Source organism: Pseudoalteromonas sp. NZS100_1 (assembly GCF_015864285.1).
GTDB classification, from domain to species: Bacteria; Pseudomonadota; Gammaproteobacteria; order Enterobacterales; family Alteromonadaceae; genus Pseudoalteromonas; species Pseudoalteromonas arctica.
In genome coordinates this window covers 1-26,042 of the sequence record NZ_JADYXN010000041.1, presented here as the reverse complement: position 1 = coordinate 26,042, position 26,042 = coordinate 1, and the positions used below count along the sequence as shown (strand labels likewise).

General features: G+C 39.1%; 27 protein-coding genes. 19 read left to right on the top strand and 8 right to left on the bottom strand.

Features of this window, described 5'->3' with window-relative positions:
• Window positions 1-707: 707 nt before the first annotated feature.
• The 4 genes from I6F66_RS19050 to hslR form a co-directional block, all read right to left on the bottom strand.
• On the bottom strand, window positions 708-1,817 hold the full coding sequence (locus I6F66_RS19050; protein WP_197142720.1) for a PepSY domain-containing protein: 1,110 nt from the start codon (window positions 1,815-1,817) through the stop codon (window positions 708-710).
• Between the two features lie 183 nt (window positions 1,818-2,000).
• Window positions 2,001-3,539, bottom strand: coding sequence for a phosphoenolpyruvate carboxykinase (locus I6F66_RS19045; protein ID WP_007586595.1), 1,539 nt, complete (start codon window positions 3,537-3,539; stop codon window positions 2,001-2,003).
• 267 nt (window positions 3,540-3,806) lie between these two features.
• Window positions 3,807-4,652, bottom strand: a complete 846-nt coding sequence (gene hslO, locus I6F66_RS19040) for an Hsp33 family molecular chaperone HslO (RefSeq protein WP_165729497.1) — start codon at window positions 4,650-4,652, stop codon at window positions 3,807-3,809.
• Between the two features lie 12 nt (window positions 4,653-4,664).
• A complete protein-coding gene (gene hslR / locus I6F66_RS19035; protein WP_007586590.1) occupies window positions 4,665-5,087 on the bottom strand; it encodes a ribosome-associated heat shock protein Hsp15 in 423 nt (140 codons plus the stop codon).
• A 210-nt stretch (window positions 5,088-5,297) separates the two neighbouring features.
• Between hslR and gspC the strand changes: the two genes are divergently transcribed.
• From gspC to I6F66_RS18970, 13 genes are all read left to right on the top strand, one after another.
• The gene (gene gspC, locus I6F66_RS19030) at window positions 5,298-6,239 is read left to right on the top strand and encodes a type II secretion system protein GspC (RefSeq protein WP_197209591.1); all 942 of its coding nucleotides are present in this window, start codon (window positions 5,298-5,300) and stop codon (window positions 6,237-6,239) included.
• Window positions 6,240-6,262: 23 nt separating this feature from the next.
• Window positions 6,263-8,326, top strand: a complete 2,064-nt coding sequence (gene gspD / locus I6F66_RS19025) for a type II secretion system secretin GspD (protein WP_024591434.1) — start codon at window positions 6,263-6,265, stop codon at window positions 8,324-8,326.
• Window positions 8,319-9,884, top strand: coding sequence for a type II secretion system ATPase GspE (gene gspE / locus I6F66_RS19020; RefSeq protein WP_010555415.1), 1,566 nt, complete (start codon window positions 8,319-8,321; stop codon window positions 9,882-9,884). Before gspD ends, gspE begins: the two co-directional genes overlap by 8 nt.
• Before the next feature lie 2 nt (window positions 9,885-9,886).
• Entirely contained in the window at window positions 9,887-11,122 is a 1,236-nt protein-coding gene (gene gspF, locus I6F66_RS19015; RefSeq protein ID WP_002962033.1) for a type II secretion system inner membrane protein GspF, read from the top strand.
• 81 nt (window positions 11,123-11,203) lie between these two features.
• Window positions 11,204-11,626, top strand: coding sequence for a type II secretion system major pseudopilin GspG (gene gspG, locus I6F66_RS19010; protein ID WP_007586585.1), 423 nt, complete (start codon window positions 11,204-11,206; stop codon window positions 11,624-11,626).
• Window positions 11,627-11,675: 49 nt separating this feature from the next.
• The gene (locus I6F66_RS19005) at window positions 11,676-12,263 is read left to right on the top strand and encodes a Tfp pilus assembly protein FimT/FimU (RefSeq protein ID WP_010555414.1); all 588 of its coding nucleotides are present in this window, start codon (window positions 11,676-11,678) and stop codon (window positions 12,261-12,263) included.
• Window positions 12,263-12,637 (top strand): type II secretion system minor pseudopilin GspI, encoded by a 375-nt coding sequence (gspI, locus tag I6F66_RS19000; RefSeq protein ID WP_002962039.1) that lies wholly within the window; start codon window positions 12,263-12,265, stop codon window positions 12,635-12,637. Before I6F66_RS19005 ends, gspI begins: the two co-directional genes overlap by 1 nt.
• Complete coding sequence (gene gspJ, locus I6F66_RS18995; RefSeq protein WP_010555413.1) at window positions 12,638-13,276, top strand: type II secretion system minor pseudopilin GspJ; 639 nt, start codon at window positions 12,638-12,640, stop codon at window positions 13,274-13,276. It abuts the gene before it with no gap.
• On the top strand, window positions 13,269-14,258 hold the full coding sequence (gene gspK / locus I6F66_RS18990) for a type II secretion system minor pseudopilin GspK (RefSeq protein WP_197177038.1): 990 nt from the start codon (window positions 13,269-13,271) through the stop codon (window positions 14,256-14,258). The genes gspJ and gspK overlap by 8 nt, the downstream gene beginning before the upstream one ends.
• A complete protein-coding gene (gene gspL, locus I6F66_RS18985; protein WP_024591438.1) occupies window positions 14,255-15,463 on the top strand; it encodes a type II secretion system protein GspL in 1,209 nt (402 codons plus the stop codon). The genes gspK and gspL overlap by 4 nt, the downstream gene beginning before the upstream one ends.
• Window positions 15,460-15,933, top strand: coding sequence for a type II secretion system protein GspM (gspM, locus tag I6F66_RS18980; protein WP_024597722.1), 474 nt, complete (start codon window positions 15,460-15,462; stop codon window positions 15,931-15,933). The genes gspL and gspM overlap by 4 nt, the downstream gene beginning before the upstream one ends.
• Before the next feature lie 3 nt (window positions 15,934-15,936).
• Window positions 15,937-16,695 (top strand): type II secretion system protein N, encoded by a 759-nt coding sequence (locus I6F66_RS18975; RefSeq protein ID WP_197177037.1) that lies wholly within the window; start codon window positions 15,937-15,939, stop codon window positions 16,693-16,695.
• 22 nt (window positions 16,696-16,717) lie between these two features.
• Window positions 16,718-17,305, top strand: coding sequence for a UPF0149 family protein (locus I6F66_RS18970; protein ID WP_165739656.1), 588 nt, complete (start codon window positions 16,718-16,720; stop codon window positions 17,303-17,305).
• Window positions 17,306-17,329: 24 nt separating this feature from the next.
• Here the strand turns inward: I6F66_RS18970 and I6F66_RS18965 are convergent, their stop codons facing one another.
• Window positions 17,330-17,536: a hypothetical protein gene (locus I6F66_RS18965; RefSeq protein WP_165729494.1), complete on the bottom strand. Its 207-nt coding sequence runs from the start codon at window positions 17,534-17,536 to the stop codon at window positions 17,330-17,332.
• The gene (locus I6F66_RS18960) at window positions 17,536-17,895 is read right to left on the bottom strand and encodes a hypothetical protein (RefSeq protein WP_165729493.1); all 360 of its coding nucleotides are present in this window, start codon (window positions 17,893-17,895) and stop codon (window positions 17,536-17,538) included. The genes I6F66_RS18965 and I6F66_RS18960 overlap by 1 nt, the downstream gene beginning before the upstream one ends.
• A 288-nt stretch (window positions 17,896-18,183) precedes the next feature.
• On the opposite strand from I6F66_RS18960, the gene ccoG reads away from it, so the two are divergent.
• The 4 genes from ccoG (at window position 18,184) to I6F66_RS18940 (ending at window position 21,988) form a co-directional block, all read left to right on the top strand.
• A complete protein-coding gene (ccoG, locus tag I6F66_RS18955; protein WP_024591440.1) occupies window positions 18,184-19,614 on the top strand; it encodes a cytochrome c oxidase accessory protein CcoG in 1,431 nt (476 codons plus the stop codon).
• Between the two features lie 86 nt (window positions 19,615-19,700).
• Entirely contained in the window at window positions 19,701-20,675 is a 975-nt protein-coding gene (locus I6F66_RS18950; protein WP_010555410.1) for a serine/threonine protein kinase, read from the top strand.
• A gap of 34 nt (window positions 20,676-20,709) precedes the next feature.
• Window positions 20,710-21,333 carry a thiol:disulfide interchange protein DsbA/DsbL gene (locus I6F66_RS18945; RefSeq protein WP_007586563.1) on the top strand — a complete coding sequence of 208 codons (624 nt, stop codon included), beginning with the start codon at window positions 20,710-20,712 and terminating at the stop codon, window positions 21,331-21,333.
• A 16-nt stretch (window positions 21,334-21,349) separates the two neighbouring features.
• Window positions 21,350-21,988: a thiol:disulfide interchange protein DsbA/DsbL gene (locus I6F66_RS18940; RefSeq protein WP_010555409.1), complete on the top strand. Its 639-nt coding sequence runs from the start codon at window positions 21,350-21,352 to the stop codon at window positions 21,986-21,988.
• A 66-nt stretch (window positions 21,989-22,054) separates the two neighbouring features.
• Here I6F66_RS18940 and trmA read toward each other — a convergent pair whose 3' ends face one another.
• The gene (gene trmA, locus I6F66_RS18935; protein ID WP_007582854.1) at window positions 22,055-23,152 is read right to left on the bottom strand and encodes a tRNA (uridine(54)-C5)-methyltransferase TrmA; all 1,098 of its coding nucleotides are present in this window, start codon (window positions 23,150-23,152) and stop codon (window positions 22,055-22,057) included.
• Between the two features lie 162 nt (window positions 23,153-23,314).
• On the opposite strand from trmA, the gene I6F66_RS18930 reads away from it, so the two are divergent.
• Together I6F66_RS18930 and murI are read left to right on the top strand one after the other, a co-directional pair.
• Entirely contained in the window at window positions 23,315-24,454 is a 1,140-nt protein-coding gene (locus tag I6F66_RS18930) for a DUF5610 domain-containing protein (RefSeq protein ID WP_165729491.1), read from the top strand.
• Window positions 24,455-24,519: 65 nt separating this feature from the next.
• Window positions 24,520-25,320: a glutamate racemase gene (gene murI, locus I6F66_RS18925; RefSeq protein WP_166379497.1), complete on the top strand. Its 801-nt coding sequence runs from the start codon at window positions 24,520-24,522 to the stop codon at window positions 25,318-25,320.
• On the opposite strand, the gene I6F66_RS18920 is transcribed toward murI, so the two are convergent.
• Window positions 25,283-25,762 (bottom strand): RNA-binding protein, encoded by a 480-nt coding sequence (locus I6F66_RS18920; RefSeq protein ID WP_007582860.1) that lies wholly within the window; start codon window positions 25,760-25,762, stop codon window positions 25,283-25,285. The genes murI and I6F66_RS18920 overlap by 38 nt on opposite strands.
• Between the last annotated feature and the right edge of the window lie 280 nt (window positions 25,763-26,042).

The following is a 26,042-nucleotide window of genomic DNA, read 5'->3' as shown; positions in this document are numbered from 1 at the left end:
CAGTAGTGAAACGAAACAGCGCCGATGATAGTGTAGCATTTGCTATGTGAAAGTAGGACATTACCAGGCTTCAAATTGTAGAGAGCCCGAATCTAACGATTCGGGCTTTTTTACGTCTGCAGAAAAGTGAAATGTGCGTAATTAACACACACTCACATCAACACGCATCACGTAGGGCGGGCGAGCGCAGCGACTCCCGACGTTAAAATCACAACAAAAACCCTCGATACCCCATTCGGCCAATAAAGTAGCATTTACTACGTGACTCTCCACCGCTGTGGGTATCGTGACATTACGCAGGCTTCACATTGTAAAGAGCCTTGCTTTAACTATTCAGTAGCCTATTAGACATTCCCATTAGGTATATAGCCTTATTTACAGACACTAGTAAGCAATTAATTTGGGGGCACTATTGTGCGCTAAGTTTACCTAAGTGATTTACCGCATTACATCTGTAACTAACTGTAGTTTTAGCGCGTGCAGAATAAATACACATACCTGATAATTATACTAATCGGCAATAATACCTAATCAATTTGGTGGATTGAACTTGACGTTAATTGCGTTAGAAATTTCTGATATACGATTGCATGGATACAGAAGGTTGAGCAACTTAGGAGTAATAGGCGAGAACAACGAAATAAAGAAATTTTTGACCTCAAATAGATCATTTAACTAGGTAGATTGGCGTAAAGTTTATTTTATTTTTATATTCTCTTGGTTCTAACTAACCACCTATATACGCCAATAAAGAACAATGCAGCAGGTCCAAAGCCACTCAGCACCCAAATGACTTTTAAAATGTTACCGCCAATGCTGCCGTCATGTAGAGGGTGTATCCAGTTTTTTATTTTACTAGCCGTACTTTGCTTATCTATATTAAACACGCTCTCTAACTTTCCTGTAAGTGCATTAACCTCTATATAGCTATGTGGAAAGCGATACGAAGGATCGTTTACAGTTTGAAATCTTAATCTGTAAATAGCATTTAAGTTTGATGGTGTTTCAATCCAAGCTAAACGCGTATTCGGTAATGCTTTTTCAGCTATTAATACCGCTTGTGATAAAGGAATATTGGTTTGTTTGCTCGGTTGAATTTGTGTTTTTGGTGGAGAGTTTATATCGCTAACTAGAGCGGTTAATATAGGATCTGTTTGTTTTGGAATAGCGAGCATAACACCTGTAACAGTTAAAGCTAGTAGCGGTATGCAGAAGGTTAAACCAATTAGTTTATGCCAGTCGTATAGCAAACCTATTTTAGAGCTACGAGATTTAAATTTTAGTGCCTTTACCCACTGCCCAGGCTTTGGAAACCAAGCAAAGAATCCAGAGATAAGAAGAACTATTGAGGCTATGCCTATATAGCCAACAACGAGAGTGCCCGTTGCTCCTGTTAGTAATGAAAAATGTAAGTTGTACATCCAAGTTACTAAGTATTTTCCCCAATAGTTTTTACGTATTACTTTATCACTACTGCTAGATAGCCATACCATTAAGGGGGCAAAGCCTTGCTCTTTTGTTTCTATTGGATTGTAGTATCGCGCGGGAATTACTGAGTTTATACCTGTGTTTTCTAATCGCCATGGCCCTTGCTTTGAAGGGAAATTGGCTCTTAGCGTATTATATGCTTGATCCCAATTAGGCGTTTTTATGTTTGTAATAGCGTCATTTGCTGGATTTAGCAGTAAGTCTATTTGTGGGTAATAAACTAATACGGAGCCAGAAAGGCTAATAATAGCAAGTAAAACACCTATCGATAGACCTAAGTATAAATGTAACCGCCTGAATATTTTTCGCCATGAAAGCTTTAGTGTCATTAATTAAATAGCCGTAATGAGTAATGCAGGTTTATTGGGCATTAAAGAATGATTAATTACGCGGTATATTATATGGTTTTTTGATATGAGTTGTGCGGCATTTTGTCGCACTTATTAAATTAGGTATTTAGAAAGTAAAACGCCAGCCCTTGGCTGGCGTTAAAATACAAACTTGAAGCTTATTTAAGCTTTAGGTCCTGCATTTTTTATATCGTCTGATACGTCATACTTAGCAAAGTTTTCAGTGAAGTCTGCGGCAAGTTTTGCTGCATATTCATTGTACTTAGCTTTATCTTCCCACGTATTAATAGGATTAAGTAAGTTAGTATCTACACCTGGAACTGCTACCGGTACATCTAGGTTTAAAACATCAATGTGCTGAGTTTCAACACCCGCTAATTTACCAGATACGATTGCATCAATTACTGCACGAGTAGTTGGGATATCAAAACGTTTACCTGTGCCGTAAGGGCCGCCAGTCCAACCTGTATTCACAAGGTACACCTTAGCGCCAAACTCGCGTACACGCTTCATAAGAAGCTCAGCGTAAACACCAGCAGGGCGTGGGAAGAATGGTGCGCCAAAACATGTCGAAAATGTTGATTCAATATCGCTAGTTGAACCAATCTCAGTAGAACCAACTTTTGCTGTGTATCCACTTAAAAAGTGAAAAGCAGCAGCTTCTTCGCTAAGTATAGAAACCGGTGGTAATACACCGCTTACATCACAAGTTAAAAATACAACAGCCTTAGGTTCGCCTGCGCGGTTTTCTACTTTACGTTTTTCAACGTGTTCAAGTGGATATGCTGCACGGCTATTTTGAGTAAGGCTAGTATCGTTAAAATCTGGAACGCCTTTTTCATCTAACACTACATTTTCTAAAATAGTGCCAAAGCGAATAGCATTCCAAATTACAGGTTCATTCTTTTGTGACAGGTCGATACATTTAGCATAACAACCGCCTTCAATATTAAACACGCTTCCAGGTGCCCAGCCGTGCTCGTCATCACCAATTAAAAAGCGAGTAGGATCTGCTGAAAGAGTTGTTTTGCCCGTACCAGATAAACCGAAGAATAATGCTGTATCGCCTGCTTCACCAACGTTAGCAGAACAATGCATTGGTAATACACCTTTTGCTGGTAGTAGGAAGTTTTGTACAGAAAACATCGATTTTTTCATTTCACCGGCGTAACGCATACCTGCTAGTAATACTTTACGCTGTGCAAAGTTAATAATAACGGTGCCATCGCTATTTGTGCCATCACGTTCTGGCTCACATACAAACGAAGGAACGTTCATTACTTGCCATTGTGGTAAGTTTGAAGCGTTATAGTTCTGCGGTTCGATAAACATGTTTTTGGCAAAAATATGGTGCCACGCTGTTTCTGTAGTTACAACTACAGGTAGATAATGCTCAGGGTCTGCGCCAACTTCTAGGTGAGAGGTGAAGTGGTCATTACTTTGAACATGTGATTCTACGCGAGCCCATAATGCGTCAAATTTGTCTGCATCAAATGGACGATTAACGTTGCCCCATTGAATATCATTTTGAGTTGTTGCTTCTTGTACAATAAAACGATCTTTTGGTGAACGACCAGTTCGTTTTCCTGTAATTGCAACAAAAGCACCATTTGCGGCTAAAGTACCTTCGCCACGGCGGATCGCATGCTCGACAAGTTCAGCTGCGGTTAAATCGACAAAACGTGTAGCGCCTGTAGTCATGTTTATACCTAACTATGTGTGAGAGTTTGAACGGATAGCTCTGGGGTTATCAGTGCCCTTAAACTGAAATTATAGTAACAGAAGGTTTTAAGATATTCGAGCCCGTAAAGCCTCTAAAAACACATATATTTAAGAAAAAACATGAATAATTTCAATGATACCGGTGTCATGAAATTAGCAGAAAAGATGACACCGGTATCATCTTTTTATAATATAAAACCGCATATTTTGCGGCTTTAATTACTATATATAGATGAAGCTGAACATTTAGTTGAAAATGCTTTTTATATCTTGTTCGTTAAAAACATACTCTTTTAAACAGTAATGACAGTTAATATTAACAGACCCTTTCTCAGCTACGTCTTTAAGTAGTTCTTCTTGTCCAATATTAACAAGCGCAGTAATTGTTTTATCACGACTACAACCACATTTGAATTTAATCGCTTGAGGTTCAAATACGCGAGGATTATCTTCGTGATAAAGGCGTGTAAGGACAGTATTAGCATCAAGGTATAATAGTTCTTCATCTTTAATTGTATTACTTAATGCTTCTAGGTGTGCAAAGTCTTCAATTGATTTTTGTTTATCAACTGGGAGTACTTGTAAAAATAGACCACATGCTTTTGCGCTACCTTCTGTTGTGTCGGTTGCAAACCAAAGGCGTGTTTTTAATTGCTCTGACTGCTCAAAGTAACTTTCGATACATTCACTCAGAGTATCATGCTCTAGCGGAACTATACCTTGGTAACGTTCACCCTTACTTGGTGTAATAGTGATCACCATATAGCCCTGACCAATAAGCTCTTTTACAGTTGTGCCCGTAATTTCGCTTTGCAGGCGTGCAATACCACGCATGTTTTGTTTATCATCACCATTTATAACTGCATATTTAACTGGTCCATCACCTTGAAGCTGTACTGCAATTTCACCTTCAAACTTTAAAGTGGCGGTTAATAAACAGGTTGCAACAAGTAACTCACCTAGTAATGCTTTAACAGGGTCTGGGTAATTATGGTCGGCAATCATTTCATTATAAGCATTCTCGATTTGTACGAGTTCGCCACGAACATCTAGTTCGTTGAATAAATAACGGTGAAGTAAATCTTGTTGCATGAGCGGCTATACCTAACTTGATTTCATTTTTAAAAGTTCGCGTCGTTGCTTTTTATCCGGTTTTTTATCCGGATGAGGAGCAAAAAAGCTGTTATTTTTGCGTGCGATGCTGTTTTCTTCGCGTTTAGCAATACTTGCATCAGATTCTTGATACATGGTCTGTGCAATGGGGGCGCTTTGACGTTTTTCAAGCACTGAGAGTATAGTTATCAGCTTTTCATCTACGCCCTGAGCCAGTTTTACTTTTGCGCCAACGTCTACTATTTTACTCGCTTTTGTACGTTGCCCATTATAATGTACTTTGCCGCCTTGCACCATTTCGCGTGCAACTGCACGAGTTTTATAAAATCGCGCAGCCCATAACCATTTATCTAATCGAACTTTTAACCCATCTACAGGGTCTGAGCTGGTATTAGCATTACTTTTTTTACTCATAAGGCATTTCCCCACGTTTTTATAGCTTAAAATTTATCATGAAATCATCGTAGGATGAAGGTATTACAACGGCAGTTTACTTTTTGTACTGTTATGTAAAGTTAATTTAATCTGTTTACAAAGTTTAATATTAGTGTGCTTGTTGAAAGAAAAATGAAAGGGTACTATGGGTACGCGCTAACGCAGTAAATTAAAATAAGAACACTATTTATGGAACAGCAAATCCAACAACTAAAACAATTTTTAACTCGTTTACCGCATGCTAAGTTAAGTGCATTAGTGACACTGTTAGTTGTTGTTTATCTTGCATTTTTATTATCAAAACTTGTTTTGCTTTTGTGGCCAAAACCACCAGTAACTCTACTTACCCCTACTCATTATGCTAACCAGTCATCTGGTGCGAGTAACAACTCAGCGCAGCATATTATTGAGCAATTTTTATTTGGTAAAAAAACTGTAACAAACAACAATAATACTGCAAAGCAATCGCAGGTAATAAATAATGCGCCAGAAACGCGCTTAAGTATCAATTTAACCGGTATCGTAGCGGTTAATAACGATGACAAAGCAGGTATCGCAATTATTGAATCACAAGGTAAGCAAGTAAGCTATCTTGTTGATGAAGTAGTATCGGGTACGCGTGCTGAAGTTGCACAAATATTGCCGGATCGTATTATTTTGAGTGTTAATGGACGCTTTGAAACATTAATGCTTGATGGACTCGATTTCAGTAAGAAGGTGTCTATGCCAGTACTCGCTGCGCGTGATGATTCTGAAATGGGTCCGCAAAAATTAGAACCAAGTGATCTACAAATAGATGCCACTGCAGATCCGGACGTTAAAGAAGCAATTATAGAAACACGTGAAGAGTTACTCGAAGAGCCGGGCAAGCTATTTGACTATATACGTGTTTCACAAGCCATGAATGATGGTGAGCTAATTGGATATCGCTTAAGTCCAGGTAAAGAGCCTGAGCTATTTAAGCAAATGGGTTTAAAAAATAACGATTTAGCCATTTCTATAAATGGCTATCAATTAACAGATTTAAAACAGGCTATGTCAGCTATTAATGAGCTGCGTAATAGTACAGATGCCAATATCACTATAGAACGTGATGGTGAACAAATTGATGTGCAATTTAGTCTGCAATAATTTAGCTTTGGAGTTTTAATACGATGGTTCAGGTGCTACACCTCAAAAAAATTAAAAAAGGGTTAGCTAAGTACGCAGCACTTTTTTTGGCGGCAAGTATTTCTTTGTCTGTTTCTGCTGTTGAATATGCTGCTAACTTTAAAGGAACTGATATCAATGAGTTCATTAACATTGTTGGTAAAAACCTTAATAAAACAGTAATTATTGACCCTAACGTGCGTGGAAAGGTAAATGTTCGCAGTTACGAGTTAATGGACGAAGCACTTTATTATCAGTTCTTCTTAAATGTATTGGAAGTTTATGGCTACTCAGCTGTTGAAATGGACAATGGCATAATTAAGGTAGAAAAAAGTTCAGACGCTAAAAAATCAAATGTGCCACTTATTGACGAAGGTAGTGAAGCTAGCGGCGACATGATGATTACGCGTGTTGTACGTGTTAAAAATGTAAGTGTGCAGGAGCTTGGTCCTCTAGTTCGTCAATTTAGCGATCAAAAAGATGGTGGCCACGTTGCTAACTTTAATGCGGCTAACGTAATGATGCTAACAGGTCATGCTGCATCGGTTAATCGCTTAGTTGAGATTATTCGCTCTGTTGATCAGGCGGGTGACAAGCGTGTAGACATCGTTAAGCTTAAATATGCGACGGCAGATGATGTTGTCTCTGTGGTAGATAATATTTATAAAGACAGCGGTAAAGGCAGTGTACCTGAATTCTTAATTCCAAAAGTTGTGGCTGATGGCCGAACTAATAGCGTTATTGTAAGCGGTGAAGGCCAAGCCCGTACACGTGCTATTGAACTAATTAAGCGCTTAGATGGTGAGTTAGAAAGCCAAGGTAATACTAAGGTGTTTTACCTAAATTATGCTAAAGCTGAAGATTTGGTCAAAGTATTGCAGGGTGTTAGTAAGTCACTTGTTGAAGATGCACAAGGCGGTACTACTAAAACTCGTAGCAGAAGCAATAATGAAAGCAGTATAGAGTCTCACCCAGACTCAAACTCATTAATTATTACCGCACAGCCAGACACAATGCGATCACTTGAATCTGTAATTGAACGCCTTGATATTCGCCGTGCCCAAGTACTAGTTGAAGCCATTATTATTGAAGTAATGGAAGGCGACGGGGTTAACTTAGGCCTGCAGTGGATTTCTGAGCAGGGCGGTATGCTGCAGTTTAACAACGGCACTACGGTTCCCGTGGGCTCGTTAGCTGTTGCTGCAGAGCAAGCACAAGATGTAACCGTTACTAAAAATATAATAGGAACAGAATCTGGTACGGTAACGCCGTATACGGAAACAACAGAAGGTGACTATGGTCCATTAGCCTCCTTACTTAGTGGCATTAATGGTTTAGCGCTGGGCGTTGTTAAAAATGATTGGGGCGCAATTATTCAGGCTGTTGCCACTGATACAAATTCAAATATTTTGGCTACCCCTTCTATTACTACAATGGATAACGAAGAAGCCTCTATTTTAGTCGGTCAAGAAGTACCTATTATTACAGGCTCACAAACAGGCAGTAATAATGCTAACCCATTTCAAACAGTTGAGCGTCAAGAAGTAGGTATTAAGCTGGTAGTTACGCCACAGATTAATGATGGTTCAGCAGTACAGCTTACTATTGAGCAAGAAGTATCGAGCGTAAGTGGTGCAACTGCGGTTGATATTTCAGTAAATAAGCGTTCAATTAAAACAACTGTTATGGCCGATGATGGCGGTATGGTTGTACTTGGCGGTTTAATTGACGAAGACGTACAAGAAAGCGTTTCTAAGGTGCCGTTATTAGGCGATATCCCTATTTTAGGACACCTGTTTAGATCAACAAATACAACGCGCCGTAAGCGTAATCTTATTGTGTTTATTCGCCCAACCATTATTCGTGATGGTGTAAGCATGAATAAGTTAAGCTTTAATAAATATAACTTTATTCGTGGTGAGCAGTTTAAACAAAAAGAAGACGGTATTGAGTTAATGCCAATGACTGATACGCCTATTTTACCTGAGTGGAATGACGAATTAGTACTTCCCCCTACGTATGAAGAGTCTCTGCGTAAACAAAATGCACAAGAGCGTAAAGATGACTAATGCGATTCAAGAGATAAACCAAGATGTGGTTCATCCTAAAACGCATAATCAGGATGAGCTATTAACGAGTGATGTGTTAGTTGAGTTACCAGCAAAGCGTTTGCCGTTTTCCTATGCAAGACGTGCAGGTGTGTTACTTGGCAAAAACAAAGATCACCGCATAGTTTACTACCGTGGTGAGCTAGATGTGGAAGTACTATTAGAAGTACGCCGTATCGCAGGCCATGGTTTTACACTTGAGCAATTGGCTGATGATAAATTTGAGCTATTGCTTGAAGCGTCATACCAACGTGATAGCTCTGAAACACAACAAATGATGGAAGATATTGGCAACGAGGTTGATTTATTCTCACTTGCTGATGAACTTCCGCAAACTGAAGATTTACTGGCTGGTGACGATGATGCGCCAATAATCAAGCTTATTAACGCCATGCTAAGTGAAGCGATTAAAGAAGGGGCTTCTGATATTCATATCGAAACCTTCGAGCAAGAGCTTGTTATTCGCTTTAGGGTCGATGGCGTGCTTAAAGAAGTACTTAAGCCTAATCGTAAACTTGCATCGTTACTTGTGTCTCGTATTAAAGTAATGGCTAAGCTTGATATAGCCGAAAAACGCATTCCACAAGATGGCCGTATTAGCTTACGTATTGCCGGGCGTGCAGTTGATGTGCGTGTGTCTACAATGCCATCGAGCTTTGGTGAGCGTGTAGTACTGCGTTTACTTGATAAAAACAACGCGCGTTTAAACCTTGAAGATTTAGGTATGACCGCAGATAACCGTGCATTGTTTTCAGATTTAATTAGTAAACCCCACGGCATTATTTTAGTAACAGGGCCAACGGGCTCTGGTAAAAGTACCACTCTATACGCTGGTATGAGCCAAATTAACTCACGCGATCGCAATATTCTTACCGTTGAAGATCCGATAGAGTACGAAATTCCAGGCATTGGGCAAACACAAGTTAATGCAAAAGTTGATATGACATTTGCACGTGGTTTACGTGCAATATTACGCCAAGATCCTGATGTAGTAATGGTGGGTGAAATACGCGACCTTGAAACTGCGCAAATTGGTGTTCAAGCGTCACTTACCGGCCACCTTGTTATGTCTACTCTGCATACTAATACCGCATCGGGTGCAATTACACGTATGGAAGATATGGGTGTTGAACCATTCTTACTTTCATCGTCGTTACTCGGTGTGTTGTCGCAACGGCTAGTACGTACATTGTGTAATACCTGCAAAGAAGGTCACACGGCTGATGAGCATGAATGCCAGCTGTTAGGGGTTCCTTTTGAAAGCCAACCGACAATTTATCGAGCAGTAGGGTGTGAAGAGTGTAACTTTAATGGCTATCGTGGTCGTACGGGTATTCACGAGTTACTTGTAGTTGATGAAACAATACGCGAAATGATTCACAACGGTAAAGGCGAGCAAAGCGTAGAGAAATACATTCGTAAGCGCAGCCCAAGTATTCGCCAAGATGGTTGTAGCCGTGTACTTGTAGGTAAAACAACACTTGAAGAAGTATTGCGTGTTACCCGTGAGGAAGGTTAACTATGGCGGCGTTTGAATACCGTGCCTTAGATGGCCGAGGTAAAGAAAAAAAAGGCATTTTAGAAGCTGATACAGCTAAACAAATTCGCCAAACTTTACGTGATCAAAAACTTACGCCGCTTGAAGTTGTCCCTGCGGCGCAAAGTGATAAACAAGTCAAAGGCGAAAAAGCCCCTTTACTCGGTGGCTTTTTTAAGCCTACAATTTCAACCTCAGACTTAGCATTAATTACAAGGCAATTAGCAACACTTATTCAATCGGCACTTCCTGTTGAAGGCGCTGTTATGGCGGTTGCTGAGCAATGCGAAAAGCCGCGTTTAAAGCGGATGCTTATGTCGGTACGCTCAAAAGTAGTCGAAGGTTACACCCTTGCCGATGGTCTTAGTGAGTTTCCTCATGTTTTTGACGACTTATATCGTGCAATGGTAGCCGCAGGCGAAAAGTCGGGTCACCTTGACCAAGTACTTAATCGTTTAGCCGACTATACCGAGCAGCGCCAACATATGCGTAGCCAAATAACTCAGGCTATGGTTTACCCCATTATATTAGTGGTATTTGCAATTGGTATTGTGTCGGTATTACTGGGCACCGTAGTACCAAAAATATTAAAAACGTTTGAAAAAACGAAACAAGTACTTCCTTGGACAACCGAATGGGTTATGGCAGGCAGCCATTTTGTGCAAAATTATTGGTTTATTAGTTTAATAGCGATTACAGCTATAGCCATTGGTATTAAGCATGCACTTAAGCAGCCTAAAATACGTTTTTGGTGGGATGACCGAGTGCTACATATGCCAGGTATAGGTAAAGTGGCTCGTGGTATTAACACCGCACGTTTTGCGCGTACTTTAAGTATTTTATCGTCAAGCTCGGTACCATTGCTCGAGGGGATGCGTATCTCGGGCGGTGTATTAATTAACGAAAAAATTAAAAAAGCGGTTGCAGATGCATCCGATAGAGTGAGTGAGGGTGCAAGCTTAAGAGCTGCACTTCAGCAAACTAAGTTGTTTCCACCAATGATGCTGCATATGATAGCAAGTGGTGAAAAATCAGGTGAACTAGAGCAAATGTTAGAGCGTGCTGCAAATAACCAAGATCGCGAATTTGAGAGCATGGTTAATGTATCGCTTAAACTACTAGAGCCTGCGATGATCGCCTCAATGGCGGTTATTGTATTATTTATAGTAATGGCAATATTGCAGCCAATAATGGCGATGAATAAAGCTGTTGGACTTTAAGTTAGAATAAATTTTTAAATATATTAATGGTTTTACCTAAACCATTTTTACTTAATGTTTTTAGAATAATGAGGTAATTACGTGAATAAACAATCAGGTTTTTCTTTACTAGAAGTGATGGTGGTACTGGTTATCATCGGGATGATTATGTCAATTGTTGCACCTAACATTATGGGTCAGCAAGAAGAGGCTGCTATCGATAAAGCGCATCTAGATATTCAGCAATTAGAAGATGCAATGAGCTTATACAAGCTTAAAAATAAGAGCTACCCAAGCACAGAGCAAGGTCTTGAAGCGCTAGTTACTCAAACAAGCATTGAACCGGTTCCAAAACGTTTCCCTGACGGTGGTTTTATTAATGAATTACCAGAAGATCCATGGGGTAATCTATATCAGCTAATTAGCCCAGGTGAAATTGGCAAGTTTGATATTTTTTCTATGGGCCCTGATGGTGAAGTAGGTACTGATGATGATATCGGTAACTGGGACGAAGAAAAACAATAATGCTTAAGTACACTGCTTTGTATGAACATGTTAATGCTAGAGGCTTGCTATGAAAGCAAGCCTTAAGCAGCGCCATGCAAAAAGCAGAGGCTTTAGTTTAATAGAAATTTTAGTGGTATTAGTGATTATCGCTTTTGCTACAAAAATGGTGGTATATAGCTTAGAAGGCGGTGCTGAGGAAGAATTAGATACTCAAGCATTAAGGCTGCATACCACCATTAACATGGCATCGGAATTTGCCATTTTAAACCAAGTTGAATTGGGCTTATTAGTAGAAGAAAATACGTTAGAGTATTTAGTTTTCGATGGTGAAAAGTGGATTACCTTTGACCGTGAAGATCTTTTTAAACCAATAGAGTTAGATGAAAGATTAAAGCTCACTCTCAACTTAGAAGATTTAGCGTGGGCGCAAGATAACCTCTTAGAGCAATCTAACTGGCGCGAACTTATGAGTGGCGGCGATGAGGACAGTTTACTTGAGCTTAAAAAGTTAAAAATCCCACAAGTGCTTATTTTGTCATCAGGTGAGGTAAGCGCGTTTCAACTTATATTAGAGTTAAAAGAGCAAAGCGAGCCTGTGTATTACATTGAAGGTGAATTTGCTGCACCAGTAAACTTTCGCCGAGAGCCAGAATAATGAAGCGCACTAAAGGGTTTACCTTATTAGAGGTATTAGTGGCATTAAGTATTTGTGCTATGGCGGGTATAGCTGCAATGCAAGCAACAAGCGAGCACATACACCACTTAACGACTATTGAAGAGCAAACCTATGCATCTTGGGTCGCCGAAAACGTTATTATTGAACAGCGTACTAAAGGCGAACAATGGCAAGGTAAAAATAACCTTAAAGGCAGCGAAGTAATGGGCGGTGTTGAATGGTTTTGGCAGCAAGAAGTAACAGCCACTGCTGACAAAAGCTTTGTTAAGTTAACCATAAATGTTTTTACGGATGAAAAATATGAGCATTCGGCATATGAGTTATCAACGTATCTAAATAAAGGCAAAAAGTAAGTGAAGCAGCGCGGGTTTACATTACTTGAAGTTATGGTAGCACTGGGTATTTTAGCTTTTGTTATTATTGCTACTCATCAAATATTAGAGACGACAACAAGAGCAAAAGATGCCTCCGATGAAAAAATTGCTGAGTTAAATGGGTTGCAAACAACATTTAGGTTAATGGATCAAGATTTTAGCCAAATGACTAAACGTGCAGTACGAAACGAATCTGGTGATGTTCAAGAACAATATTTACTTGCTGGTCGTTACGTTTTAGAAAGCCAATACGATGGTATTGCGTTTGTACGAGATGGCTGGATAAATCCAATTAATTTATTGCCACGTTCAGAACTACAAGCCGTTGGTTATAGAGTGATAGACGATAACCTTGAGCGTGTTTATCGGGTTTATGTTGATCAGCTTGATAATATGGAACCGCGAGTTCAACGTGTACTAGAAAATGTTGAAGAGCTTAAGTTTGAGTTTTTAGATGATAAAAACGAATGGCAAGAACAGTGGGAAATTAAAGCTCTCCCTAAAGCGGTTGCTGTTACTTTGCAACAAATAGAAGCAGAGCCAATTCGTCGTGTATTTTTAGTTCCTGGGCAAGGCAAAGTTGTTGCTACACAAAGTACGGATGTGAATAATGGTTAAGCAGCAATCATCGCGCGGCGCAGCACTTGTTATTGTTTTGTTTATTGTGGCATTAGCGGCTATTTTAGCAGTAGAAATGAGTGCTAATTTAATGGTTCAAGTGCAAAAAAGCACTAATTTGCAAGGTCATCAGCAAGCTAAATGGTACGCCTACGGTGCAGAAGAGCTTGCTATTAAAGGGCTAATACAAAGTAAAAAAGATGATGCTGATAAAACAACACTTGATCAAGTTTGGGCAACTCTAGGTGATGCTTCATACCCTGTTGATAACGGCACGTTAAGTGGCAAAATTACTGATTTACAAGCATGTTTAAATTTAAATGCTTTAGCCATAGCGCCAGAAGAAAATAGCGCAAGTAAAACAAACCCTGCACATAAAGCACTATTTGCATTACTTGAAAACATTGAAGATTTACCTGCTGATGAATCAGAAGAGACAATGGCAGATAGCGTATTTGATTGGCTTGACGAGGACAGTATTACATATCGCTCAGGCGCAGAAGAAGACGAGTATTTATCACGAGATTTTCCGTATATGACAGCCAATAGTTTATTTGCATCAACATCGGAATTACGCTTGGTTAAGGGCTTTAACCCATTAGTGATGGAAAAAGTACTGCCATATGTATGTGTAATACCAGGCAGTACGCTTTTATCTATTAACGTAAATACATTAATCCCAGAGCAAGCACTCATACTCAGTGCCTTAATAGAAAGCTTGAGCTTATCTGGTGCAGAGGCTGTGATAGGTGCAAGACCGCAAACTGGCTTTGACACCATTGATGAATTTTTTGAACAGGTGAAGCAACAAGGCGGTACTAATACCGACTCAGTCAAAAGTTTATTTAGTATTAAAAGCGAATATTTTAAATTACAAACGCAGGCAAATTTTGTCGACCTGCGTTTTTCGATGACCACATTACTGCACGCTAAAGACGGTGACGTAACGATACTGGCGCGAAAATTTGGAGGCGTACAGTGACAGAAATACTGTTGATCCGCACGGGTCAAACCGAGCAAGAATTGCTTAATTGGTTAATTTACTCACCACAAGAACAAGAAATAATAGCCAGTGGCGAGTTACCAAATGCAGAGCATTTAAGTGAGCTAAGCGAAAAAGCACTTACCCGAGAAGTGGTCGTGTTGTTACCAAGTGATCAAGTGCAATTAAAAACGGTCGCTTTGCCAACAAAATGGAATCGCAAGCTTGAGCAAGCATTGCCATACATGCTGGAGGAAGATATAGCATGTGACGTAGATGAACTGTTTATAGCAGTAGCGCAGCCGACAATGCTTGGTGAGCAACATGCAATTCGTGTAGCAATGACAGACCGTGAATGGTTTGAACAATGGCTCGCATTATTTGTAGAGCATAATCTATCAGTATACAGAATATTACCCGATGCTTTGTTGTTACCGCTTGCAGATGATGGCGCAGTTACCGCTATCGAGCTCAATAACCAATGGTTATTTAAGCAGGGGCAATGGCATATAGGTGCGGTTGAATCTAGTTGGTTAAATGGCTACTTAACAGCCATGGGTAATCCTGATATTAAACATTTTAGCCCAGCTAGTCAGTTTCCAGAAAGCGTTAACTTACAAGCGCAAACGAGTGAGTACGACTTACCTCTAGCATTATTTGCAAAGCAGTTAGATAGCGTTAACTTTAACTTACGCCAAGGTATGTATCAGCTTAAAAAACAAAGCGCTTTATGGTGGGGTTACTGGAAAGGCGCCGCAATTATAGCAAGTGTTGCATTGGTTTCTACTATTACAATAAAAGCTATTGAGTTACACCAACTTAATACACAAGTAGAAGTAGCTAAAGCTCAAGTAGTCGACAGATACCAAAAAGCATTCCCAGGAACTAAAGTTCGCCCCAATCTAATTAAAAGCCAAATTAAAGGCGCGTTAGATAAAGTGCAAGGCTCAAGTGAGTCGGGCTTTTTAGACTTAACGACTAATTTGGTTGATGTATTTTCGCAAGTCAGCGAATTTACACCTGAAACACTTCGTTATGACAAACGTCGCAATGAGCTGCGCATTCGTGCACGTGCTAAAGACTTCCAAACCTTTGGTAAAGTAAAAATCATACTTGAAAAACAAGGTTTAACTGTTGAGCAAGGGTCTTTAAATAACGACGGTGATTATGTCGTTGGTGAAATTAAACTGCGAGGTGCAGTATGAAAAAGCAGTTAATGCAACAATGGCGCTCGCTTAAAGAGCAAGAACAACAATTGGTAATGGTCGCTGGTGGCGTGTTTATTATTTTTGTTTTAGTAATGGGAATATTTCGACCATTAAATAATGCGATAGAAAAGGCACAGCAATCTCAAATTAAACAACAAGAGCTATTAGCTTGGGTTGATGAAAGCATTGTTAAGCTAAAGGCTGCGGGTAACACCAGTGTTGCTAGCAATGCAAACTTAAGCCAAATTGTTAATTCTACACGTGGGCGCCATCAAATAAGTATTAGTAAAATGCAGCCAAGTAGTGATTCGCTACGTTTGACGCTCGACTCTGTAGAATTTAATCAGTTAATAGAGTGGTTAGATGAGCTAGTGAATCAACACGGCTTAAAAATTGAAAACTTAGATTTGAGCCGCGATGATAAATCAGGCTATGTGCGTGTAAGCCGTTTAGTATTAGAGAATTAATTAATGAAAAAAATAATAACGTTATCGGCTGTCTTTTTAATTAGTTTTATTGTGTTTTGTATTATTAAATTACCAGCACATATTGCACTAGATATAGCAAAACCGTACTTTCCAAAGCAATTAGAAGTAGGGCAAACTGTAGGCACTGTTTGGCAAGGTCAAATGATGCAAGTTCGTTTTGATGGTGAACAGTTAAATAATGTTCGCTGGGACATTGCTGGCTGGAAGTTATTTACAGGCAAGCTAAATGCGAATGTGAAGTTTGGTAATGCACGAGAGCGTAGTGATATCTCGGGTTATGCTGATGTAAGTTATGGGCTTTTTAATCAAGAAGTTAAAGTGACTGACGGCCTAGTGCGCTCAACAGTAGAGCGTGCAATGCAGCGCGTGCAGCTTCCCCTACCTGTAACCGCTAAAGGGCGTGTAATTTTAGAACTTGATGAATACAGCTCAGGTGCACCTTATTGTGATTCACTAAAAGGTGAAATAGCGAGCCCTAATATTGACGTGCAAGGCTTAAATGGGTGGTTTAATATTGGCCCTCTGGCTGGTAAGTTAAGCTGTAAGTCGGGCGATATTGCTATATTAATTGACCCAGATAATACGCTTGGCCTTGTGGCAGATGCTACACTTAAAGCTAATTTCGACTTTAGTGTGGCAGGTTATGTAAAACCAGATGCTAGCTTACCTAAAGATGTACATGATGCGGTTAAATTTTTAGGCCGACCAGATAGCCAAGGTCGTTACCTGCTCAACTTTTAATGTTTGAATATAAAGAGTTTTAATGCAAATACCCCAATTTACTGAGCTGCACGCAAAGCAGCTCAGCACATTTTTAAATACCCAATCTCAAGCAATGACCCTTCAACAAAGCCAAGGCTATTTATTTGGCGTTATTTGTTCGCCCAATCCATTAGATGTGCATGAGTGGCTTGAGCAGATATTACCAAATACAGCTAATGATTTAGATGAAGAAGTACTTTTCTTGTTTATGGCGCTATACCATAAAATTAGTGAGCAAGTATTTGAAACAGGATACAAACTACCCGTTGAGTTTACTATTGAGTTTTGTAAACCATGGAGCGAAGGCTTTTTAGTGGCTACTAAAGCATATGCAGAGCCACTTTTAAATGCACCTGAGTTAGATGCTGAATTTAAAGAAGCATTAGAGAGTGCATTAAGTACACTGAGCTTTTTTGCTCTTGATCAGCAAGCAATTACTCAGATTGCTCAGCAAAATAGTATGACTAAAGAAGCCTTATGCCAGTATCAATATGAATCAATGGGTGACTTTGCACTAGGCTTTGCGGAGCTCATAGAAGTTGTTGCCATTAACAGTGGTTTAATAACTGATGACAGCTGGGACGAATAGTTTTAGCTTAAGCGCTTAGGTAATCTAAGCGCTTAGTTCTAATACAATATCAGTACAGCCTTGCTTACACTTTACCATACCTTTACCAGGCTCGCAGGTGGCTAAATCAAGTGTTAAAACTCCATTACATTTCTCACACTTTAACGTTTTGCCTTGTGCTAATTGTTTAAGCATGTTGCGCTGTTTATGAAATGAGTCGCTTGCTTTTTTATTTAATCCTGAAAAATCCACTACTTTGCTCGCTTTTGCTCTAATGCTTCAGTCACTATTTTACATACTGTATTTAAACGATCGCCATAAAAATAAAGGTTTAAGTCACGTTCACGACAATAGCGTAGGTGAAATAACTGAACAGAGTCATCTGTTGTAAACGTTTTTTCTACGTACTCCCCCTCAGATTCAGACAATTTAAGTTGACTGCTGATCCTATTTTTAGCCATATTTGCAGCAGGGCTTCTGTTAACCTTACTTGCATCACTTAAAAAACCAATGCCTTCACCTAATAACCTTTCGCGAGGTTCTTTTATAAGCGGATGATCGATTGTAAAAAAGGCAAGGATCACAACTACCAAAATAATAAATTTTTTCATGGATACGTAAACCTTGATCTAAGTAGGGTTGAATTACCATGCAGTGTAATAAACTGCATTTTAAAAGCAAGTAACTGGGATGAATAAATTATTAGCGATCTATGCCAGTAATTTTAACCAACATTGTTATAATGGTTAACAGCAGTCAGATATTTCTGAAATATCTGAAAGTATTCGAGAAGGCAATTTATTAAAGTAAATCTGCCTAGCAAGTAACTTGCTAGCTTTAAGTATAGAGTACTTGAGTATTGCTGGATTTTTATTTCCAAGCGGCGTTGAGGAACTTCGATGGACAAACAAATTAAAGTAAAGAATATCCCTGTAGAGGTGAAAATCCAAAAACCGGATTTAAGCCGTCAAGATGATAGGTTCAATCCCCGAAATCGTATTTATGTGCGTGCCGTAAAAGGCCTACATCAATTACTTAGGCAGCGCATTGGCTTTTTAGGCCTACTTGCGTTTATGTTACTTCCTTGGATTAATTTTAACGGCCAGCAAGCAGTGCTGTTTGATCTAATTGGTCAAAAATACAATATTTTTGGTTTAACGCTATGGCCTCAAGATTTTACCATATTAGCGTTTATTTTTATGCTGGCAGCATTTGCGCTGTTTTTAGTGACCACCTTCTATGGACGGGTGTGGTGTGGCTACACATGTCCGCAAACTGTTTGGACCTTTATTTTTATTTGGTTTGAAGAAAAGCTTGAGGGCACGGCTAATCAGCGTAAAAAACTCGATCAAAGACCCATGAATTTTGATAAGTTTTGGCGTAAAACGGCAAAGCATACTAGTTGGGTATTGTTTTCGTTATATACCGCTATTTCTTTTGTGGGTTACTTTACGCCAATCAGAGAGTTACTTCCTGATTTTGTAACGTTTAACGTGGGTGGTTATGCACTAGTCAGTATTATTTTCTTTGCTGCGTGTACCTATGGTAATGCCGGTTGGATGCGAGAAATTATGTGTTTACACATTTGCCCTTACTCACGTTTTCAATCAGCTATGTTTGATAAAGATACATACACTGTAACGTACGACGAAAGCCGTGGTGAAAGCCGTGGTCCTCGTTCACGTAAAGTAGATCATGAAGATTTAGAGCTAGGCGACTGTATCGACTGCAACCTGTGTGTTCAAGTGTGCCCAACAGGTATTGATATTAGAAATGGGCTGCAAGCTGAGTGTATTAACTGTGGTGCATGTATTGATGCGTGTGATGGCGTAATGGATAAAATGGAATACCCGCGTGGACTTATTTCATATACGACAGAGCGAAACCTCGAAACCCCAGAAAATAAAACGAATCCACTACGAGCTAAAATCATTGGTTACACGGTCATACTTGTTGTGCTTACGGGAGCACTTGTAGCTAATATAGCGCTGCGTAAAACAATGGACTTTGATATCATTCGTGATCGAAACCAATTATATCGTGTCGATTTTGATGGTTTAGTAGAGAACACCTATACATTAAAGGTAATTAATAAAGCGCAGTACGAGCAAACCTTTAATATTAAAGTACAAGGGTTAGATAACTTTAAGTATATTGGTAAGCAGTCATTTACTGTGCAGGCAGGGCAATCTCATAATGTGCCATTGTCGCTTGTAATGGACCCTTATGATTTAAAAGCGCCAATGACAGAGTTTAATTTTGTGCTTTCACCGGTAGATGAGCCGGATGAAACAATATCGCAGTCGAGTAACTTTTTTAAAGCGCGATAATCACAACCTACCTTAAATAGGTAAGTTGATATAGCAATTAACAAAAGCGGGTATATAACCCGCTTTTTATTTTATATAAGAAGAGTATGAGTAAATTTAGTTTTATTGACTTAACACCTGACCTAATACTCGATGCAATAGAAAGCGTAGGTGTGTACGCTGAATCTGGTTTGTTGGCACTCAATAGCTATGAAAACAGAGTGTACCAATTTAAAGCCGATGATGGCCTGCGTTACGTAGTGAAGTTTTATCGCCCAGAGCGCTGGAGTAAAGAGCAAATTCAAGAAGAGCATGATTTTGCATTTGAACTGGCAGAAGCGGAAGTGCCTGTTGTTGCCCCTATTTTATATAATGGGCAAAGCTTGTTTGAACACGAAGGTTATTTGTTTGTGTTGTTTCCAAGTGTCGGCGGGCGTTTATTTGAGGTTGATAACTTAGACCAGCTTGATGTAATGGGGCGTTTAATTGGCCGTATGCACCAAGTAGCTAAAACAAAGCCTTTTACTTATAGGCCAACAGTTACTTGCGAGGAGTATTTACATACAGCCAAAGTTCATCTTCAAAAAAGTAACTTAGTGCCTATGGGAATAAATACTGCCTTTTATACTATTTTAGATTTAGTGATAGAGCAGGCGCAAAAACAGTATAAAGATGTGCAAAGTATTCGCTTACATGGTGACTGCCACGTTGGTAATATTTTGTGGGCAGGTGATGCGCTAATGTTTGTTGATTTAGATGACAGCCGCCAAGGTCCTGCAATCCAAGATTTATGGATGATGCTCAGTGGCGATAGAGCGACGCAACTGTTACAGTTAGACACCCTTGTGAGTGCGTATGAAGAGTTTTGTGATTTTGATCACTCTCAACTCAAATTAATTGAACCGCTGCGAGCGATGCGTATTATCCATTATATGGGATGGGTAGCTAAACGATGGAGCGATCCTGCCTTTGTGCGGAACTTTACATGGTTTGCTGATGACAAATACTGGGAGCAACAAATTTTAGCACTGAAGGAGCAACTTGCAGCACTGCAAGAAGCACCGTTAAAGTTATTGCCGTAATATTTTATTTAAAGACAAGTACAACGAGATACAAATGCTTAAAAAATTAAAACTGAGTTTATTACTTTTATGTTTACCATTTGCAGCACTTGCTGCACAGTTTGAAGTTGATAATCAATACACTGTTATTGATGTAGACAAAAGTACATCACCACAAGTAACCGAGTTTTTCTCATTTTACTGTCCACATTGCTTTAAGTTTGAACCAGTAGCAAAAGCAATTGAACAAGGCTTGCCAGAAGGCGCGGAGTTTATTAAAAACCACGTGAACTTTTTAGGTGGCGTGTCGCCACAAGCACAAAGTAATTTAAGCTTTGCCTACTTAATTGCTAAGCAGCATGGTCAGGCGCAGAGTATTAGCGATCAAATTTTTAAAAGTATTCATGTTCAGCGTGCTCCTTTAACTGAAATGAAAGACGTTAAAAAATTACTTGAAGTAAACGGTATTGATAGCGCAACGTTTGATCAAGAAATTGCAAGCATGCCAGTTATTTCGGCTGAGCAAGCAATGCAAAACAAACAAAATAAATATTCAAAATTAGGCGCACTTACAGGTGTACCTACTTTTATTGTTAACGATAAATATAAAATAAACCTCAACACCATCAAAAATCAAAAAGAACTTGATGAGTTAGTAGCGTTTTTATTAGCACTATAAATTTCGGAGCATAATAATGATTAAATTAGTTAAAGCAGGTTTGCTTGCAGTACTACTTCCTATGGCGGCAACAAGCTTTGCAGCAACGTATGAAGAAGGCGTGCATTACGACGTTGTTTCTGAGCGCGCAACAAAAAAGCCAGAAATTAAAGAGTTTTTCTCATTTTACTGCCCTGCATGTAATAACATGGAAGCACTAATTGGTGAGTTTAAGCCTAAGCTTGATAAAAACGTTAAATTTAAAAAGAGCCATGTTGATTTTGTAGGTGTACGCGACCCAGAAAACCAACAGATGATGAGCCAAGCACTCGCTACTGCAGAAGTGCTTCCGCAAAAAGATAAAATTGTCTCTGCAATCTTTAATCATATTCATACAAAGCGCGCTAGTTTTAATGAGCTTGCAGATGTAAAAGATATATTTGTAGCGCAGGGCGTTGATGGCGATAAGTTTGATAAGCTGTTTAAAAGCTTCTCGGTACGTACGCTGAGCTCTAAAATGAAACGCGATCAAGACTACTTTAAAGAAAAAGGCGCACTACGTGGCGTACCTACATTTATTGTAAATGGTAAGTATAAATTAAACCTAGGTCGTGAGTCGGGTATTACTGAACCAGAAGATATTAGCAAACTGATTAATTACTTAGCTAACAAGTAAGTTTAGCTAAAACTAAAAAAGCTCCTACAAGGAGCTTTTTTTATGGGTAACGTTTACTGAGCGTATTTATTTGCGCTGCAAGAAAACACCCGACTCAATGTGATGTGTATATGGGAACTGATCAAATATAGCAAAGCGCTTAACGTTGTGCGTACGTGTTAGGTGATCAAGGTCACGCTCAAGGGTTTCAGGATTACACGATATATAAATTATGCTTTCGTAGTTAGCTACTAAGTCACACGTTAATTCATCCATGCCCGCGCGCGGTGGATCAACTAATATGGTTTGGCAGTCATAGCTTTTAAGGTCAATACCGTCTAAACGAGAGAAAGTACGCTCGCCATTCATTGCTTGAGTAAACTCTTCACTAGACATACGAATAATATCTAAGTTCTCTACGTTATTTTTAGCAATATTGTATTGAGCAGAATGAACAGATGATTTTGATATTTCTGTTGCTAATACTTTATTAAAACAGCCCGCTAACGCAATTGAAAAGTTACCGTTACCGCAATACAGTTCTAATAAATCATTTTTAAGTGGTTTACATAAATCTTGCGCCCACTCCAGCATATTAATATTTACTTTTGCATTAGGCTGAGTAAAGCTATTTTCTACTTGTTGATAAATAAGCTCTTGACCATTAACTGTTAAACGCTCAGTTACAAAGTCATCACCCAGCACTTCTTTTTGTTTGCGAGCACGGCCGATAAAGTCAATTTTGTATTTACTGCTTAGTTTTTCTTTAAGCGCTTTAATTTCACTTAACCATTCATCATCAAGTGGTTTGTGATAAAGCAAGCTTACTAAAATTTCACCGCTTAGCGTGGATAGGTAATCGATTTGAAATAACTTACGACGTAATATTTCACAAGGCTTAAGATGCTCAATCATCACCTGCATTATTTCACCAACTAGAGGCGCTGCTGGATCAAATGTATCAACACGGATTTTTTCTTTTGTTTGTTGATCAAACATAATGTGAAACAGATCGTCACCGTCGTGCCATACTCTAAATTCAGCACGTTGGCGGTAGTTAGTTGGCTCTGAGCTAAATACTTCTAGTTGCTCCACACCAAAACGTTGGAACTGTGCACTAATACGCTGCTCTTTTTCACTTAACTGCGTTTGGTACTGTGTGGTATCTATTTTAATAACTGCCATTAACGCTACTACCTTATCTAAGATCTGTTTATCGGCGCTATTGTAGGGAGCGCTGCGTATTTGTCTAGTTTTGGCTAGCATTTATGCTGTTTTATTGAACATTGTACTTTAGTTTTTGTTGTTATAGCCGATAATAAACTACGCACGCTTAGGAGACGAATCATGAAAATAGGTAATTATGGCTTTACGCCAAACAACAACATCAATAAATTCAATAATAAAGCTGATATACAGCAACCTACAATTACGTCTCCTCAAGATAGCTATCAACAACGAGGCCGAGAGTTGGCCGCAAAGGTGCTTGGCGATAAAATGGCTGAGCAGCTTGGATTGCCTATCGCAGAAAAAAAAGCAGATAAACCACTATTTGATTTTGATGAAATAGTAAAAAACGTACTCGATTTTGTAAGTCGTGCTGTTAATAAAGCAAAAGCTAATGGCGCTGATGACGAAAAGCTCAAAGATATGTTAGGCGACGCGCGCAAAGGAGTCCAAATAGGGATTGACGACGCTGTTGATGAACTCAAAGGTACAGGTGTATTTAATGATGACATGGAAGAGGGGATTAATAAGTCCAAAGAGGGAATTTACAATGGGCTCGATAAGTTTGAAGAGTCGTTATTTAACCCACAACCTGCCAGCGTAAATATAAGCCAGGCTCAATATGTCAGTATGACGAGTAATGCAGAGTATAAATTTACCACCGCAGAGGGTGACGAGGTAAGTATTAGCTTTGCAGATGCATTTGAATCTCAGTCGGCAAGTGGCTATCAGCAAAACAGTAATAGCGAGTCGTTTGCAAGCTCATCATCGCAATCTCGACAGGTATCATTTTCGATGTCGGTTAATGGTGACTTAAATGAGCAAGAGCAAGAAGCTATTAATGCAATGATGGAAGACTTACAAGATCTAAGTAAAACCTTTTTTGGTGGTGATTTAGATGAAGCATTTGAACAAGCGCAAGAGCTGAGTTTAGACAGCGATCAGCTGGTGGCTTTTTCTATGGATTTACGCCAAACAAAAACAATAGCAACAGTTAAAAGCTATGAAGAATATAGACCAGCACCAGAAAAACGAGTAGCGGAAGGTTTAGCTCCTTTTAATGATGACCTTAAAAATGCTTTTGAAAAAGCGGGTGAGCTTGGATTACAAAATCAGCTAGCTGGCATTCTCCAATGGTTAAATCAAGATCAGGAGCAAATAGATAAGTTAGTGGATTACACAAAGTCTATGTTCGAAAACCTTAATCAGTTAAATTCGGCAGCCGACGAGCTTGCTGATTTAGAAACCACGCAAAGTTAAACTACTTTCTTTTATAAATACCTCATGGCAAACTGCCGTTCTTAAAGTAAAGTGGGAACGGTAGTTTGTCAGCGCATATAATGGTCTTTGATTCAGGTATTGGTGGAACTACTGTACTTGAGCATATAAAGCAAAGTATCCCCAATGCTCAGTACAGTTATTTTATGGATAATGCATTACTACCTTATGGTGCTCAATCCCAAAAAACAATCATTAACCGATTATGCTCACTTATTCATTTCATCAAAGCTAATACGCTTAACGTTGATTTAATTGTAATAGCGTGTAATACCGCTTCTACATCTGCACTTAGCGCTGTTCGCCAAATGACAGATATTCCTATAGTAGGTGTTGTGCCAGCAATAAAGCCTGCGGCAGAGTTAACACGTTCAAATCATATTGGCTTATTAGCCACACCGGCAACGGTCGCCAGTTCATACACTAAAACATTAATTACTGAGCATGCACGTAATGTAACCGTTAATCTATATAGCAGTGTGGAGTTAGTAACTTTAGCTGAGCAATACTTTTTTACAGAGTCTTTGGATACAAACAAGTTGCATCAAGTGCTTGATGACCTACATATAGATAAAACTATAGATGTACTTGTATTAGGATGTACGCACTTTCCAATATTAGCAGAGCCTATTAGTCAGTATTTTAAAGGGAATGTAAAATTACTTGATTCAGGTGTAGCGATAGCAAACAGAGTCAACTACCTACTTAACCAACTTAACTTGTGTGTGAATAAACTAACAGACATAAAAAAGCCGCTGCAATATTATGCAACGGCTGATGTGTTTAGCAATAAGCTAGCGGTAAAGCTAGTTACACTGACTGATCCGTCTCAGTACGTAGAGCATTAGAATCATCTTCTTGTTTTTGTTTTGCTTCACGTACCTTTAAAGTACGTTGTTGGAACTCGCTATCGTTCAAGTTAGCAATTGCATTGTCTGCATCAGCTTGCGCCATTTCAACAAAACCAAAGCCACGACGCTTGCCAGTATTCTTATCCTTTAATAAACGAACATTGAATACTTTGCCTTGTTCTTCAAATAATGCACGAACCACACCTTCGTTTGCACGATAAGGAAGGTTACCAACATAAAGCGTTTTTGTTTTAACTTCAGCTTCTTCAGTCACATCAGATGACATTGCAGCAATAGCAATCGCACCTATTAATAAACCAGCACCAAATAGTAATGCAGGGTTTAAAGCTAAGCCGCCTAAAGCAAACTCAACAACAACAAAACCAACTACAGCAAGAATAACAGAGAAGATAAAAGATTTTTGATCGGGTAATTTCATTTTAGATCTACCAATAAACAGGAAATAAACATTAATTTAACATTGTGAACTTGCTATCTTAACGTCTAAATCAAACATAGCAATGATATTTGTATTAAATAATAAATAAGAGCACAAAAAAGCATCATCTTAGGAAGGTTTTCATATGGTTTTACATGGTTTTGTTCTATTTTTGTTCGAACAGTAAAAAGATCTAAAAAAAGGGTTGATCTGTTTTCGGATCTCCCTATAATGCGACCCCACTGAGACGGGAAACGCCAACGCATAGCGAGGCAGGAAC